The following is a 15,154-nucleotide window of genomic DNA, read 5'->3' as shown; positions in this document are numbered from 1 at the left end:
TTTAGACCGCGCACCGATCCGGTCAAGCCCGGCCCGCGTGAGCCCTGCCCGCCCGCGTCGCCCGCTGCCATGAGCCAGCCAGCGCGCGCCCGATCGCCCGCAGACGGCGCCAGGCCCGACCTGCTACCCTCGCCGGGCATGCCCGCGCCGCGCCACGCCGCGTCCTCTGGCCCGCGCCCGCCGCTGGCCGCCGGAGCCGCGGGTCGCTGGAGCCGTCGCTGCCTGGTCCTTGGGGCATGTCTCTTCGGCCAGATCTCAACCGCGACTGCCGATACTGCGGCCGCGACTGCGATCACCGCTGCGACCACCTCGGCCCCCGCCGGCGACGACGACTGGACCCTCGAGCGCAGCGCCGCCGATCCAGCGCTCGTCAACCAGCGCTTCACCAAGCTGCGCGCCAGCCCCTTCGACGCCGCCCAGTACCGGGCCCTCGAGGCCGCGATCGGCAAGGCCGGCCTGGCCCGCAGGATCACCGAGGCCCTCGCGCGCAGCCCCGACGACCTCGCTCTCGGCATCCTCGACGCCCGCGTCCGCCTCGCCCACGGCGACCCCCGCGGCGCCGCCGATCGCCTCGCCGCGCTCGAGGCCCGCGCCGGCGGTCTGCAGCCCCGCGTGCTCGAGCTGCGGGTCAAGGCCCTCGCCGCCGCCGGTGACGCCCCCGCGGCGATCGCCGCCCTCGAGCAAGCCGCCAGCAAGGCCCGCGGCGACGCCCGCACCCGCCTCCTGCTCACCGCCTACACCCAGGCCGACGCCGCCCAGCGCGGCCCCGACGCCCTCCGCCTCGCCCAGGCCCTCGCCGCCGCCGAGCCCGGTCAGGCCGCCCAGCTGCGGCTCGCGCGGGCCGCCGCGCGGGCCGGCGATCGCGGCATCGCCGACGCCGCCTACACCCGGGCCATCGCCGACGCCCGCGAGTCCGAGCGCGCCGGCCTGCGCGGCGAGTGGGCGCGCGCCAGTCTACAGGCCGGCGATCCTGCCCGCGCCGCCGAGCTCGCGTGGGCCCAGCTCGAGGCCAGTGGTGCCAGTCCTGGCGAGCGAGCCGCGATGTGGAACCTCGTCCACGAGGCGGCCCAGCGCCAGGGCACCGTCGAGGCCCTGGTCGCCCGCCTCGAGCGCCACCTCGCCGACCCCAAACACGCCAGCGACGGCGACGGCTGGCGGGTCCTCGCCCGCGCCCAGACCTCCGTCGGCGGCGATCCGGTGCCCGCCTGGCGCCGCGCCCTCGCGGCCGACCCCGGCGATCCCGACGCCCGCGCCGCCCTGATCGGCGCGCTCGAGTCGGCCGGCGACGCCGACGCCGCCCTCGCCGAGTTTCGCCGCGCCGGCGCCCGCGACCCCGAGCGCGTGCAGATCGGCCTCGACCTCGCCGCCCGCCTCATCAGCGCCGGCAAGCGCAGCCAGGGCCTCGAGGTCGCCGCCGAGGTCGAGGCCCTCGCCGGCACCGCCAGCGCCGCCCTCGTGCGCCTGCTCGACTTCTACAACCTCAACGACGAGCCCGCCCACGCCCTCGTCGTCGCCCAGCGCCTCGTCAAGGCCCACCCGCGCGACCCCGACGCCCGCATCGCTCTCGGCGAGCAGCTGTTCCAGATGGGCCGCGAGGCCGACGCGCTCAAGGAGTGGGCCGCCCTGCCCGGCCTCATCCGCCCCGCCCACGCCGGCTGGGCCCGCCACGCGGAGATCCTCAGCGAGCACCGCCGGCCCGAGGCCGCCGTCTCGCTCGAGCGGGCCCTGCAAGCCGCCCCGAAGGACCCCAAGTACCTGCGCCTGCGCGCCCTCCTCGAGCAAGACGACCGCGTCCCCCAGCGCGCCCTCGCGACCTGGCAGGAGGTCTTCGAGCTCACCCGCGCCCCCGAGCACCGCCTCGTCCACGACGAGGCCCGCACCCGCATGGTCGACCTCCTCGTCGGCGGCAACTTCTCGCAGTTCTCGAGCCGGCGTCAGGCCGTCGAGAAGCAGGCCCTCGCCGACCTCGATCAGCTCAAGGATCCGAACCTGGCCTTTGAGGCAGGTCTCCTGCTCGCCGAGCTCTACACCCGCGAGGAGAAGTTCCTCAAGGCCGTCGGCGTGCACGAGAAGCTGGTCAAGCTGCGCCCGCAGGACGGCGAGCGCCTCGCCGAGCTCGCCCTGGCCCTGCGCCGCGCCGGCCGCGGCGACGCGGCCATGGCCACCCTCGAGCAGCTCATGAGCCAGGACCCGAAGCGCAGCGCCGACGTCCTGGCCGAGCTCGCCGAGCTCGCCTTCGACACCGGCGACATCGATCGCGTGCTCGCGGCCGCGGCCCGCAGCGAGGGCGCCGGCCCCGAGCACAGCCGCGTGCTGGTCCGCCTCGGCGAGCTCTACGAGCGCCGCGGCGACTTCGAGGAGGCCGGCAAGACCTACGCCGGCATCCTCGAGCGCGAGCCGAAGCACGCGCTCGCCCGCCTCCGCCTCGCCGAGCTCACCCTCGGCCGCGGCCAGGTCCGCGAGGCCGAGGCCCAGCTGCGCCAGATCCTCGCCGACGGCGGCCCGCCGGAGGTGCTCGAGGAGGTCGGTCGTCGCGCCCTCGACCTCGCCGAGGCCAGCGGCACCCTGCTCGCGCTGCTCGACCTCTCGCTGCAGCGGATCCGCCGCGAGCCCGCCGACGAGGCCCCGCGCGAGCTCATGCTCGACGCCCTTGATCGCAGCGAGCCCGCCGTGCTCCACGCCTGGGTCCGCGACGACGCCAGCCCCGCCCGCAAACAGCAATTGCGCCGCGCCCTCGTCGAGGCCCTCGGTCGCGGCCCCGTCGGCGCCCGCCTGCGCGCCGCGGAGCACCTCGGCGCGCTCGCCCTCCCGCAGACCGCCGTCCCGCTCGCCCGCATGGGCGCCCAGCTCACCGCCCCACGCGACGCCACCCGCACCGTGCGCGAGGCCTTCGAACAGGCCCGGGCCGCCGCGATCCGGGCCGCCGGCGAGCTCGACGACCCCGAGGCCGTACCGGTGTTCGGCGAGCTCCTCGCCAGCAGCGACCCCAGCCGCGAGAGCTGGTACGCCGCCGCCTGGTCGCTCGCCCGCAGCAGCGCCCCCGCGGCCGCCGAGTACATGCGTCGCTTCGCCGTCCCCGAGCAGGAGGGCCTGGTCGCCACTCTGGCCTGCGCCGCCCTGGCCCGCATTCCCGTTCGGGGCGCCAGCCCTGGCGATCTCCCGCGGGTCTCCCGAATGGCCGCCCAGTCCAGCCACACCCTCCAGCGCCGCGTCTGCGCCTTCGCCGAGGCCGCCCTCACCCCCGACGACCAGCTGCCGCGCCTCTACGTGCGCCTGCAGGCCGCCGACCCGACCGTCGCCGCGATCGCGGCCTGGCGGATCGGCCAGGTCGATCCCGCGCGTCGCCCACGCGACGCGATCGCTGTCCTGCTGCGCCGCTACGTCGGCGTCCCCGGCCTCGCCCGCGACGCAGCGGCGGCCGCCCTGGCGCGCCAGCTCGGCCCGCGGCCAGCGCAGGCCAACAGCGTCAGCGGCGGCACCCCGCTCCCGCCGGTGCGCAAGAGCGGCTGGGAGATCACCGTGGAACGCTGGCTCACCGGCGTGATCGCCCCCGAGTTCACGCCCTTGAGCCCCGCGGCCCTCGCCCCGTTTCAGACCGACCTGGACCAGGCCCTCGTGGCCGCCCAGGCCGGCACCCGGGCCGAGGCTCAGGCCGCGCGGGCGCTCCAGAACGACGCTGTTTGCCCGTCCGAGCGCCCCCCCGGCCAGGCCTGCCTCGACCTCCGCCCGCTGGTCGACCCGACCCCGCCCGGCCCCGCGAAACCACGCCCCCCGCGTTGACAACAAGGTACAGGGCAGACGAGGATCCCCCTGTCATGGAACTCGGCCTCGCCTGTTCGGTGTGCAGCCACCTGAACCCGCTGCGCGCTGCGACGTGTGACCGCTGCAACGCCGCCCTCGCCCCGCGCATCGTCGGGCCGACCGGCGTCGGCATGAGCAGCCCAAGTGCCACCCCGAGTGGCAGCCCCGCCCTGCGCTCGGCCGCCGCGCCGGTGGTCGGCGCCGTGCCTGCCGCGGTCATCAACATCGGCGCTCCACCGAGCGTCGGCGTCGGCGCAGGCGCGGGCGCAGGCGTGAGCGGGGGCGCCAAGCTCATGGGCACGATGCAGCTGCCCACGGTCCAGCCCGCGCCCAACGTCGCCCAGCCGCAGGCACAAGCTCAACCGCAGGCGCGACAGGCCCAGGCTCCGGTCGGCCCGCTCGACCCGCTCTCGACCCTCAACACCCCGCTCTCCACACCGACCACCTCGCCGCCGCGCGGCACGATGGTCGCCCAGCCCGCCCCGCGCTTCAACGCCGCGACCGGTCTGCCCGAGGGCCCCGTCAACACCAAGCCCGCCGCCAAGACCATGTTCTTCGGCGCCCTCCAGCAGCAGGCCGTGGTGCCCCGCCTGGTCGTCATCAAGGGCGAGGGCGGCGACGGCGTCACCTATCACCTCAGCGCCACCAACCACACCGTCGGCCGCAGCACCGGCGACATCCGCTTCAGCGAGGACCTGTTCCTCAACCCCGAGCACGCCCGCTTCACCGTCCAGGGCGGCCGCCTGTTCGTGAAGGACCTCGGCACCGTCAACGGCGTGTTCGTCCGCATCAAGTCGCCGGTGCAGCTCGAGCACAACGACTACTTCCTGGTCGGCGAGCAGCTGCTGCGCATCGACAGCGAGCCCTTCTCCGACGGCGCCCCCGACGAGGCCGGCACCTACAGCTACAGCAGCCCGCGCCCCGACGGCCGCTTCCGCGTCGTCCAGCAGCTCGCCGGCGGCGGCGAGGGTCGCATCGTCTCGGCCCAGGGCGCCGCCCTGACCCTGGGTCGCGAGGGCAACACCATCAACTTCCCGCAGGACCGCTTCATCTCGGGCCGCCACGCCCGCCTCGACGCGGCCTCCGACTCGCACCACGTCATCCTCACCGACACCGGCTCGCGCAACGGCACCTTCGTGCGCACCAAGGGCGCCCTCGAGCTGTTCCACGGCGACTACCTGTTCGTCGGTCAACAGCTCCTCCGCGTCGAGATCTCGTGAGCCAGGGAGCCAGCCCGTGATCATCTGTTCGAACTGCAGCAAGGAAAATCAGGACCACTACAAGTTCTGCCTCGGCTGCGGCGCCCGCCTCGCCGGTGCGTCGGCTGCCCAGGGTGCACCGGGTGCCGCCACGCCGGTCCGCACCGGCGGCACCGTGGTCGCCGACGCCGCCAGGCCCGCCGTGTCCGTCCCGCGCGGCGGCACCGTCGTCGCCAGCGAGACCAACACCGGCCCGACCCCGGTCCGCCCCTCCGCGCCCCAGATCCCGCCGCTCGTCGGCGTCGATCCCACCCGCGCCGCGCCGATGGTCGGAGCCCCGATCCTCGCCGCCCCGACCCCGCCGAGCGCCGCCCCGACCCAACCATCGAGCGCGTGCAGCAGCTGCGGCATGGTCAACCCGGTCGGCTTCCTGTTCTGCGGCCGCTGCGGCAACCGCCTCATCCCCGCCGCGTCGGCCCCCGTGGTCGCCGCGCCGGTCCCCGTCGTCGCCTCGGCCCCCGCGGCCGCGCCGATCCCCGTCGTCAAGAAGCCCGGCCTGCGCGCCAGCATGCACCTCCTGCGCGAGGACGGCAGCGAGGGCGGCACCCTCCACCTCGAGGACGGCCCGATCCCCTTCGGTCGCGACTACGGCGCCCCCTTCGACGCCGACCTCTACCTCAACCCCCGCCACTGCGCCTTCACCGTCGCCGTCGACGGCGTCCGCGTCGACGACCTCACCGCCACCAACGGCGTCTACCGCAAGATCGAGGGCTCGATCGAGCTGCAGCACGGCGACACCTTCCGCGTCGGCCAGGAGCTCCTCTACTACGAGGACCTGCCCGAGCCCGAGGTCCTCCCGGACGGCACCGAGCGCATGGGCAGCCCGAACCCCGGCTACTGGGGCCGCGTCAGCGTGCTCGTCGAGATCGGCCGCGCCTGCGAGGCCATGCCCGTCGTCGGCGCCGAGTTCACCGTCGGCCGCGAGCGCGGCGACCTCACCTTCCCCACCGACGGCTACGTCTCGAGCTCGCACTGCCGCATCGTCGGCGACGACAGCGGCGTCTACCTCGAAGATCGCGGCTCCTCGAACGGCACCTACCTGCGCGTCCGCTCCGGCACCGTCGTCCCCTTCGGCAGCCTCGTCCTGATCGGCCAGCAGTTGTTCCACGTCCGCCAGGCCTGAAGTTCGCGGCCTGGTCCTGATCGCTCGTCGACGGCGTCGCTGCGCTAGCGACCGCCGTCGGCGCTCCGCGAGCTCAGGGCTTCACGAACTTCAGCGTCATGCGATCGCTCTCCCCGATCGCCTGATACTTCGCCTTGTCCGTCTCGCCGTTCTGCAGCGCCGGTGGCAGCGCCCACACGCCCTTCTCGTAGTCCTTGGTGTCCTTCGGGTTCGCGTTCACCTCGGACTTCGCCGCCAGCTTGAAGCCCGCCGCCTCGACCCGCGCGATCACCCAGTCCTCCGGCAGGTACCCGGTCTCGGCCTGCTTCTTCGCGTCCGCCACCGGACCGGCCTTGGCCCGGTGCTGCTCCACGCCGAACACCCCGCCGGACTTGAGCACCTTGAACACCGCCGCGTAGATGTCCGCCTCGATGCCGTCCTCGACCCAGCCGTGGGTGTTCCGGAAGGTCACCACCAGGTCCGCCGAGCCATCCGGCCCGAGCGTCAGCGCCTTGGTGTCCTTCACCGTCACGACCTCGACCTTGTCGTAGCGCCCCGGGTCCGCCGCCAGCTTGGCCAGGAACTTGTTGCCGTTCTTGGTCTGGTACGAGTCCGCCGGCCCGGTGATGTCGAAGTTGGTGGCGATCAGCTTGCCGCGCTCACGCAGGAACGGCGCCAGCACCTCGGTGAACCAGCCGTTGCCGCCCGGCCACAGCTCGACCACCGTCGCGTCCGGGCGCAGCCCGAAGAACAGCAGCATCTCCTGCGGGTGGCGGTAGGCGTCGCGCGCCTTGTTGTCGGGCGAGCGGTGGTCCCCCGCCAGCACCGCCTTGAGCCCCGCCACCGTCGCCGGATCGGCCGCCGCCACCGCCTGGGCCGCCGGATCCGAGGCCGGCAAGCTCGCCCCGCCAGGCGCCTCCGTCTGCGGCTCCTGCGGCGGCGCGTCGGCCTTCTTGTTGCAGCCGGAGACGGCCAACAAAGCGGCCACGGAGAGGGACAGGATCATGCGCTGGGACAACATCGGCGCGGACCATAGCACGACGCGCGACCTCGACCGGCCCCGCGCAGGACCGCCGCGACGGGTGACATTTCATCGTCCGCCGCCACGGGTGACAACACCACCCCGGACCACCGCCGCCACGGGTGACAAACACCACCCGCGACCGCCGCCGCGATCCCGCTTCTGGCCTTGTGGGGTGGCGCGCGCCGGTGCACCCTCCGACTCCGATGAAGCTCCGCGGACGGATCCTCTGGCTCACTGACGACCCCGAATTGCTGCGCGCCCAGCTCGCCGGCAAGGACCTCGAGATCCCCGCCAGCGCCGCCCCACCCCTGAACTTCGCCGTCAACACCGACGGCATGATCTCCGGCGCCGCCTGCACCCTCGGCTACACCGGCAACATCCTGGGCCCCTACTTCCTCGAGAACTTCAAGGAGGTGATCGCCAAGGACAGCGTCAAGAACGGCGGCTTCCAGGTCGTCGTCGGCGGCGACGCCTACGGCTCCGGCAGCAGCCGCGAGGTCGCGGTCGTCGCCCATCAGGGCGCCGGCATCGAGCTCGTGGTGGCCCGGTCCTTCCAGCGAATTTTCCAAGAAAACATGGTGTATAGCGGCCTCCCCTTCACCACGGACTTGAGCGTCGTCGACCGCCTCCGTGGTGGCGAGGATCTCGACCTCGCCGGCCTCGCTGGCGAGCTCCCCGAGTTCTTCCGCGCCGTCGTCGCCAACGGCGGCCTGCTCCGCTACGGCACCCGCCTCCTGGCCGGCGAGCTCCACCCCACCTACCGCACCGACGCCCCCGCCCGCCCCCTCAACTGCACCGAGAAGATCGTCGCCGCCCGCACCTGGACCGGCTTCGGCAAGCCCTTCGGCGTCGCCGCCGTCGCCCCCGGCGATCAGGTCCTCTGCGAGGTCGGCTTCCGCGGCTTCCACGAGTACACCGGCGGCATGGTGATGGCCCTCTACGAGCAGGAGTGGGGCAACACCCCGGTCAAGAACCCCGACCTCGCCGCCGCCTTCGAGGACCACTTCGTCCTCATCGACCAGCCCACCGTGCCGCTGCGCGTCAAGTCCCAGCGCCTCAGCTCGGCCCGCCAGCTGCGTGACGAGATGATCGTCGCCTGCGAGAAGAACGGCATCCGCGTCCACGGCCCCGGCCAGAAGTACCAGGCCGGCGTCTGCCACCGCATCGTCGTCGAGGAGTACGCCCTCCCCGGCACGATCATCGTCCTCACCGACTCCCACACCCCCACCGCTGGCGTCCTCAATGCCTTCGCCTTCGGGGTCGGCTCGACCGCGATGAGCTTCGCCCTGCGCACCGGCCTGATCCCCGTCACCGTCCCCAAGACGGTCCGGATCCTCGTCCGCGGCGACGCCCGCGGGATCGTCACCCCCAAGGACCTCATCCTCCACCTCATCGGCGACCCCTACTTCCGCGAGGAGCACTGGCGCGAGTCCCCCACCGACACCTGCGTCATTCAGATCGGCGGCCCCGGCCTCGACCAGTGGAACGTCGACGAGCTCAGCGTCCTCACCAACATGACCGTCGAGGGCGGCCTCATGACCGGCATCGTCGAACCGTGTCAGCCCCTGCGCGACTTCCTGCAACAAAAACGCGGCCTTGAGCCCGCAGCCATCGAGCGAATGATGATCTGGCCCGACGCCGACGCCAGCTACGTCCGCACCATCGAGGTCGACCTCGCCGAGGTCCCGCTGACCGTCGCCACCCCCGGCGATTCGCGCAACCGCCAGCCCCTCGCCGACGCCGTCGGCACCCCGATCCACAACGTCGTCATCGCCTCCTGCACCGGCGGCTCGCTCGCCGACCTCCGCGCCGCCGCCGACGTGCTCCGCGGCCGCACCGTCGCCACCGGCGTCCGCGTCACCGTCACCCCCTCGAGCGCCGAGGTCAGCGCCGACGCCGAGCGCGAGGGCCTGCTCGCCCTCTTCCGCGAGCTCGGCTGCGTCGTCACCGCGCCCGGCTGCGGCTCCTGCATCGGCAACGGCCCCGGCATCCCGCTCGACGGCGAGACCACCGCCAGCACCACCAACCGCAACTTCGACCGCCGCATGGGCGCCCCCGGCCCGGTCTACCTCGTCTCGCCGGCCGTGGCCGCGGCCTCGGCCGTGACCGGCAAGCTCACCGACCCGCGCTCCCTCACCGCGGCCGCCCGCCTCTGAATCACAACCGACATCGACCTGGCCATGGGTCGCCGTTCGCATACCCCGACCTGCGGCGTGGCGGTCCGCCCGCTTGACCCGATCGCCAGCCCCTGTATGGTGGCTGAAGTGCTCCGCGCATCACTCCTGCTTGGCCTGGTGGGCCTCGTGCTGGCGACCCCCGTCGTCGTCGTCGGCGCCGCCCCGGCCCGACCTGCCCTCAAGGACCCCTTCGCCAGCGACCCCAGCCCGGCCCCCGCGGCGCCCCGCGGCGAGCTGCGCAACCCCTTCGCGGACCAGCCGCTGGACCCACCTCCAGAGCGTGGCGAAGCGCCCCGCGGCGAGCTGCGCGACCCCTTCGCGGACCAGCCGCTGGCACATCCAGAGCGTGGCGCAGCGCCCCGCGGCGAGCTGCTCGACCCCTTCGCCGCCACCGACCGCGGCGCCACCCCTGCCCCGTCCGCCCAGCCCGGCCTGCGCGACCCCTTCGTCCAGCGCCCCGCCAGCGAGCCACCGCCGGCGCCCGGCGCCCAGGACCTCCGGGACCCGTGGGCCAGCCCGCGCCCCACCCACGAACGCCGCGCCCCGATCCAGCCACGCACGACCGCCGGCTCCGCGGACCTGGTCGACCCCTGGGCCCTGCCCTTGCACCGCTGAGACGCCCGATCTGGCCCCAAAGCCAGCCCCCGAGCGAGCGACGCGCCCCGCGGCCTGTCCCCAAGGACAGGCCGCAACACCTGCTGATCTGTCCCAAGAGACAGCCCTTGATCGCGTGACCTACCGCCCGTCATCACCGCGGCGGCGCCCTTGTTCGCCGCGGCGACACCGCATACGGTCGCCCTCGCCATGCGCGTCCTCGACAGCTACCTGAGTGGATCCTGGAAGTCGGGCAGCGCCGCCCCGGCGACCGTCGTCAACCCCGCGACCGAGGCCCCCCTGGCCAGCGTGGCCCCCGCCCGCGAGCTCGCCGACGCCGTCGGCTTCGGCCGCGATCGCGGCGGCCCGGCCCTGCGCGCCCTCAGCTTCCGCCAGCGCGGCGCCCTCCTGGCTGACCTCGCCAAGCTCCTCCACGGCCACCGCGAGGCCCTCCTCGACCTCTCCGTCGCCAGCGGCGGCAACACCCGCGGCGACGCCAAGTTCGACGTCGACGGCGGCCTCGGCGTGCTCGCGGCCTACGCCGAGCTCGCCGAGACCCTGCCCGAGAGCGCCTGGCTGCTCGAGGGCGACGCCGCCGTGCTCGTGCGCACCAGCAAGGTCCGCGCCCAGCACCTCCTGGTCCCCCGCCACGGCCTCGCCGTCCACATCAACGCCTTCAACTTCCCGGCCTGGGGCATGCTCGGCAAGGCCGCCGTGGCCCTGCTCGCCGGCATGCCCGTGCTCGCCAAACCGGCCACCAGCACCTCGGCCCTCGCCCACCGCATCGCCGAGCTCATCGTCGACGCCAAGCTCCTGCCCCCCGGCGCCTTCCAGCTGCTCATGGGCCCCGCCCAGGACCTCCTCGATCACCTCGGCCCGCAGGACGTCGTCGCCTTCACCGGCGGCGCCGAGACGGCCGCCCGCCTGCGCCAGCACCCCGCCGTCCTGCGCCACGGCCTGCGCCTCAACGTCGAGGCCGACAGCCTCAACGCCGTCGTCCTCGGCCCCGACCTCGCCGAGGGCAGCGCCCTGTGGGACCTCGCCCTGCGCGACGCCAGCCTCGAGCTGACCCAGAAGACCGGCCAGAAGTGCACCGCCACCCGCCGCCTCCTCATCCCCGAGGCCATCCTCCCCGCGTTCCGCGACGCCCTCGCCGAGCGCCTCGCCGACACCGCCAGCAAGACCGGCGACCCCGCGAGCAAGGCCGTCAAGATGGGCCCGCTCTCGACCGCCCAGCAGCTCGCCGACGCCCGCAGCGGCGTCGCCCGCCTGCAGCAGCACGCCCGCATCGTCCACGGCGACCCGCAGCGCCACGCCTTCCTCGACGTCCCGGCGGGCAAGGGCTTCTTCCTCGAGCCGATCCTCCTCGAGGCCGACCCAGCCCGCGCCGCCGACCCCCACGCCAGCTTCCACGCCCTCGAGGTCTTCGGCCCCGTCGCCACCCTCCTCCCCTACGACGGCAGCGCCAGCGTGGCCGCCCGCATCGTCGCCCTCGGCGGCGGCAGCCTCGTCAGCACCGTCTACAGCGACGACCGCGAATTCGTCGCCCGCGCCGTCACCGACATCGGCCCGCAGCTCGGCCGCCTCGTCCTCAACGACGAGAAGTCGGCCGCCGGCGCCTTCAGCCCCGGCTGCGTGTTCCCGCAGGCCAACCACGGCGGCCCCGGTCACGCCGGCGGCGGCGCCGAGCTCGGCGGTCGCCTCGGCCTCGAGCTCTACATGCAACGACTCGCGGTCCAGGGCGGCGCCAGCCAGCTCGCCCGCCTGCTCGGCAGCAAGGCCTGAGCCCCGCTCGGCAGCCCTGGCACCCGACCATCACCCACGCGCGCGCCCATCCGCCCCCGGATCTGCGGCGGGTAGCGGCCGCTGTCGGGCATTCTGGCGAGCCGAGGACAGAGACCGGCCCGCCGCGATCGCGCGCCTCACCAGCGCAGAAAAACCGCGGAACCTTCGGACCCCACCGCTGTCTCCCCGCTCCATGCAGCGACGCAGATTCCTCGGCGCGATCACTCTCGGTGCCGGCGCGACCACCCTGCCCATGTGGCTGTCGCGCAGCTTCAACCTCGATCACGGCACCTGCCCCGAGCCGCACGACCTCGCCGGTCTCGGCCTCGGCCCGGAGCAGAGCGACCCGCACGACTGTCGCCCGGGCCGTGCCAGCCCCGGCAAGCCCCAGCTCGTGTTCGTCATCCCGAGCGCCAGCGAGGAGCAGTACCGCCGCGGCCACGCCTTCGGCGAGCTGCTCAACGCCGGCAGCGACGAGCAGCTCGCCCCGCTCGCCTGCTTCGACGTCGTCTGTCGCCGCCCCGCCGACCTGCAGCTCGCGGCCGGCGAGCGCGAGCCCTGGATGGTCGTGCTCGCGCCCGATCAGCCGCCCCGCGCCATCGACGGCCTCATCGTGTTCACCGAGCACGACCCGTGGTCCGACGACGTCAGCGTCGACGCCCGCATCGACGCCCGCATCGCCGCCCTCGCCGGCCTGATCGCCCGCGAGGCCGACGGCCCGCGCCTGGTCGCCCAGGCCTGCAGCGAGCGCGCCAGCCTCCCGCCCGCCGACCTGCAGCGCCTCGAGCAATTGCCAGACAGCCTCGGCGAGCTCCAGCCCGGCGACGTCGCTCGCGCCCCCGCCACCGCCCTGCTCGCCGCCCGCGGCCCCGACCTCCAGACCCGCTTCCACCTCCACGCCCTGCTCGCCGCGGCCGTGCGCGCCCGCCTCTGCGATCGCCCGATCGACGGCGCCCCCTGGGCCCGCGCCACCGGCTGCGGCGTCGAGGTCGAGGGCGAGCCCGACAGCCGCGGCGGCATCATGTGCGGCATGGGCCACACCAACCCCCGCAGCGCCCGCTTCCTCAAGTTCTACACCGGCCGATGACCCCCGCGATCGGCCTCGCCCTCCACCCGAACCTCGACTACCTCGAGCGCGTCGCCCCGCTGCTCGAGCGCGAGGTCGACGTCCTCGAGGTCGCGCCCGAGACCACCTGGTACCTCGATCCACGCGGCGAGCTGCGGGCCAACGGCTACCACGCCCGCTTCCTCGCGCTCGCCGCCCGCCACACGCTCCCGTTCATCGCCCACGGCGTCGGCCTCTCGCCCGGCAGCGCCGGCGGCCCCGCGCGACGCCAGCGCTGGCTCGATCGCCTCGCCGCCGATCAGCAGCGCTTCTCCTACCGCTGGTACACCGATCACCTCGGCGCCAGCGTGCTCGCCGACCACGAGCTCGCCCTCCCGATCGGCCTGCCGATGACCGCGACCAGCGTGGCGATCGTCCGCGCCAGCCTGGCCGACATGCAGCGCGTCGTCCCCTGCGTGGGCCTCGAGAACACCGCCTTCTACTTCACGATCGGCGACCCGCAGAGCGAGCCCGACTTCGTGCGCCGCTGCGTCGGCGGCGATCACCACCTCCTGCTCGACCTCCACAACCTCCACACCATGGCCGAGAACCTCGGCCTCGACCCGGGCGCCTACCTCGCCCGCCTCGATCTCGATCGCGTGCTCGAGATCCACCTCTCGGGCGGCAGCACCACCGACCCCGCATGGTTCCCGGGCCCGCCGCGCCGCCTCGACAGCCACGACGATCACGTCCCCGAGCCCGTGTGGCAGCTGTTCGAGCGCGTCCTCCCGCGCTGCCCCGGCCTGCGCGCGGTGATCGTCGAGCGCATGGACGACAGCCTCGGCCCCGGCGACGAGCTCGTCATGCAAGCCGAGCTGCGCCGCGCCAGGCGGCTCGTGCAGCGACTCCACCGCCCCGGCACCCCGCCCACACGCTCCACCCCGACCGCCGCGATCGCCCCCGAGGACCGCGCCGCCGCCCTCACGCACGAGCGTCGCCTCGCCGCGATCCTCGGCGCCGACGACCCGCTCGCCGCGCTCGCCGCGAGCGACGACCCCACGTTACACACCATCGATCAGCCGGGCCTGCGCCTCGCCGCCCTGCTGATCGCCCGCCTCCGCTTCGAGCGCCTGCAACACGGCGACCCCGCGGCCCACGAGCACTTCGAGCGCGACCCCGCCGGCTTCGCCGACCGCTTCCGTCGCTACCACCACAGCGTCGCCCCGTCCGCCGCCTTCCCCCAGGACGAGGCCGCCCTCTACCGCGGCTTCTCAGCCTGAGACAGCCTGAGACAGCCGTCGCCGCAGCTCCTTGCGAAACAGGGCGATCGCCAGGTCCGACTGCACCAGGCGCTCATCCTTCAGCTCGTGCGTCGGCGCCTGCGGCTGACTCCGCACCACCCGGATGTCCTGACCCAGGATGATCTTGTTGAACTGGTTCATCACCCGCGACACCAGCCCCGCCAGCCCCGGGATCCCCAGGCGCCGCTGGTAGGTCCGCACGTACAGGCGCGAGCGCCCGGCCTCGATCGGCACGAACGCGATCATCCCCGTCTGCCAGCGCCCGCCGAAGGGGTTGATCCAGATGTTGGGAAAGACGAGCGAGATCTTGAGCTCCGGCGTCCCGTCTGGCCGCACGCGGTTGGCCTGCCAGGTGTCGAGCCGGTCGCCCTCGACCGCGGCCCCGACCTCCATCGCCGGCGCCACGCCGACCCCGATCGTCGTGCGGTGGACGAAGGGCAGGTGGGCCCAGTCGAGCTGGTTCTCCACCGCGCGCATCCAGTCGATCGGCGCCTCGATCGCCATGAGCCCGGCGTGCACGTACGCGGCGTCGAGCTCCGGGAACCACGGCAGCTCGGGGTAGCTCGCCCGCGGCTCGCCCCACCACAGCCACACGAATTCGTGCGCCTCGCGGAGCACCTGCGCCTGCACGTCGAGGTGGCGCGGCGCCTCGTCCCCGTTGCACGGCGCCGCCACGCAGCGCCCCGCGCCGTCGAAGCGAAACCCGTGGAACGGGCACTCCACGCAGCCGCCCCGCACCCGCCCGAGGCTCAACGAGGCCCCGCGGTGGGGACAGCGGTCCGCCGTCGCGTGCACCTGCCCGGCCTCGTCGCGCCAGATCGCGAGGTCGACCCCGAGACGCCGCGCCCCGATCACCTTGCCTCGCCGCAGCTCCCGCGAATCAACGATCGCGTACCAGTGGTCTCTCGGGAACAAGCTCGCCTCCGTTTCGATGCACGGTTTGATACATCGGATCATGCCGATGGCCACCCAGCTCGCCGACTTCCTGCCTCGCCGCGCCGCTCCGCCCGCGCCGACGAAGTCGCGCCCGACCGCGCGCACGCGCCGACGATCGCCGCCTGCAATT

10 protein-coding genes are annotated in these 15,154 nt (G+C 74.1%); 8 read left to right on the top strand and 2 right to left on the bottom strand.

The window, feature by feature from the left end; all coding sequences use genetic code 11:
• Positions 1 to 138: 138 nt before the first annotated feature.
• The 3 genes from IPJ59_RS02240 to IPJ59_RS02230 are packed head-to-tail and all read left to right on the top strand — an operon-like array spanning position 139 to position 6,183.
• Positions 139 to 3,780, top strand: a complete 3,642-nt coding sequence (locus IPJ59_RS02240; protein ID WP_293269558.1) for a tetratricopeptide repeat protein — start codon at positions 139 to 141, stop codon at positions 3,778 to 3,780.
• A 35-nt stretch (positions 3,781 to 3,815) separates the two neighbouring features.
• Positions 3,816 to 5,021 carry an FHA domain-containing protein gene (locus tag IPJ59_RS02235; protein WP_293269557.1) on the top strand — a complete coding sequence of 402 codons (1,206 nt, stop codon included), beginning with the start codon at positions 3,816 to 3,818 and terminating at the stop codon, positions 5,019 to 5,021.
• Between the two features lie 16 nt (positions 5,022 to 5,037).
• Entirely contained in the window at positions 5,038 to 6,183 is a 1,146-nt protein-coding gene (locus IPJ59_RS02230; protein ID WP_293269556.1) for an FHA domain-containing protein, read from the top strand.
• 73 nt (positions 6,184 to 6,256) lie between these two features.
• On the opposite strand, the gene IPJ59_RS02225 is transcribed toward IPJ59_RS02230, so the two are convergent.
• On the bottom strand, positions 6,257 to 7,183 hold the full coding sequence (locus IPJ59_RS02225; protein WP_293269555.1) for a class I SAM-dependent methyltransferase: 927 nt from the start codon (positions 7,181 to 7,183) through the stop codon (positions 6,257 to 6,259).
• A gap of 206 nt (positions 7,184 to 7,389) precedes the next feature.
• Here IPJ59_RS02225 and IPJ59_RS02220 point away from each other — a divergent pair, with 206 nt between their 5' ends.
• The 5 genes from IPJ59_RS02220 to IPJ59_RS02200 all read left to right on the top strand — a co-directional run bounded on the left by IPJ59_RS02220 (position 7,390) and on the right by IPJ59_RS02200 (position 14,067).
• Positions 7,390 to 9,342 (top strand): aconitase family protein, encoded by a 1,953-nt coding sequence (locus tag IPJ59_RS02220; protein ID WP_293269554.1) that lies wholly within the window; start codon positions 7,390 to 7,392, stop codon positions 9,340 to 9,342.
• A 108-nt stretch (positions 9,343 to 9,450) separates the two neighbouring features.
• Complete coding sequence (locus tag IPJ59_RS02215; protein WP_293269553.1) at positions 9,451 to 9,978, top strand: hypothetical protein; 528 nt, start codon at positions 9,451 to 9,453, stop codon at positions 9,976 to 9,978.
• Positions 9,979 to 10,167: 189 nt separating this feature from the next.
• On the top strand, positions 10,168 to 11,742 hold the full coding sequence (locus tag IPJ59_RS02210) for a 3,4-dehydroadipyl-CoA semialdehyde dehydrogenase (RefSeq protein WP_293269552.1): 1,575 nt from the start codon (positions 10,168 to 10,170) through the stop codon (positions 11,740 to 11,742).
• Between the two features lie 193 nt (positions 11,743 to 11,935).
• The gene (locus IPJ59_RS02205; RefSeq protein ID WP_293254292.1) at positions 11,936 to 12,829 is read left to right on the top strand and encodes a hypothetical protein; all 894 of its coding nucleotides are present in this window, start codon (positions 11,936 to 11,938) and stop codon (positions 12,827 to 12,829) included.
• Positions 12,826 to 14,067 (top strand): MbnB/TglH/ChrH family RiPP precursor modification enzyme, encoded by a 1,242-nt coding sequence (locus IPJ59_RS02200; protein ID WP_293269551.1) that lies wholly within the window; start codon positions 12,826 to 12,828, stop codon positions 14,065 to 14,067. The genes IPJ59_RS02205 and IPJ59_RS02200 overlap by 4 nt, the downstream gene beginning before the upstream one ends.
• Here IPJ59_RS02200 and IPJ59_RS02195 read toward each other — a convergent pair.
• Entirely contained in the window at positions 14,059 to 15,003 is a 945-nt protein-coding gene (locus IPJ59_RS02195) for an aromatic ring-hydroxylating oxygenase subunit alpha (protein ID WP_293254288.1), read from the bottom strand. The genes IPJ59_RS02200 and IPJ59_RS02195 overlap by 9 nt on opposite strands.
• Between the last annotated feature and the right edge of the window lie 151 nt (positions 15,004 to 15,154).

It is taken from the genome of Nannocystis sp., from assembly GCF_016714285.1.
GTDB lineage: Bacteria > Myxococcota_A > Polyangia > Nannocystales > Nannocystaceae > Nannocystis.
The sequence above is the reverse complement of the archived record's forward strand: the minus strand, read 5'-3'. Positions and strand labels throughout refer to the sequence as shown.

What these genes read in the sequence shown, in the direction of transcription:
- IPJ59_RS02240 (WP_293269558.1), top strand. Translation starts at nt 139, where the DNA reads ATGCCCGCGCCGCGCCACGCCGCGTCCTCTGGCCCGCGCCCGCCGCTG.
- IPJ59_RS02235 (WP_293269557.1), top strand. Translation starts at nt 3,816, where the DNA reads ATGGAACTCGGCCTCGCCTGTTCGGTGTGCAGCCACCTGAACCCGCTG.
- IPJ59_RS02225 (WP_293269555.1), bottom strand. Translation starts at nt 7,183, where the DNA reads ATGTTGTCCCAGCGCATGATCCTGTCCCTCTCCGTGGCCGCTTTGTTG.
- IPJ59_RS02220 (WP_293269554.1), top strand. Translation starts at nt 7,390, where the DNA reads ATGAAGCTCCGCGGACGGATCCTCTGGCTCACTGACGACCCCGAATTG.
- IPJ59_RS02210 (WP_293269552.1), top strand. Translation starts at nt 10,168, where the DNA reads ATGCGCGTCCTCGACAGCTACCTGAGTGGATCCTGGAAGTCGGGCAGC.
- IPJ59_RS02205 (WP_293254292.1), top strand. Translation starts at nt 11,936, where the DNA reads ATGCAGCGACGCAGATTCCTCGGCGCGATCACTCTCGGTGCCGGCGCG.
- IPJ59_RS02200 (WP_293269551.1), top strand. Translation starts at nt 12,826, where the DNA reads ATGACCCCCGCGATCGGCCTCGCCCTCCACCCGAACCTCGACTACCTC.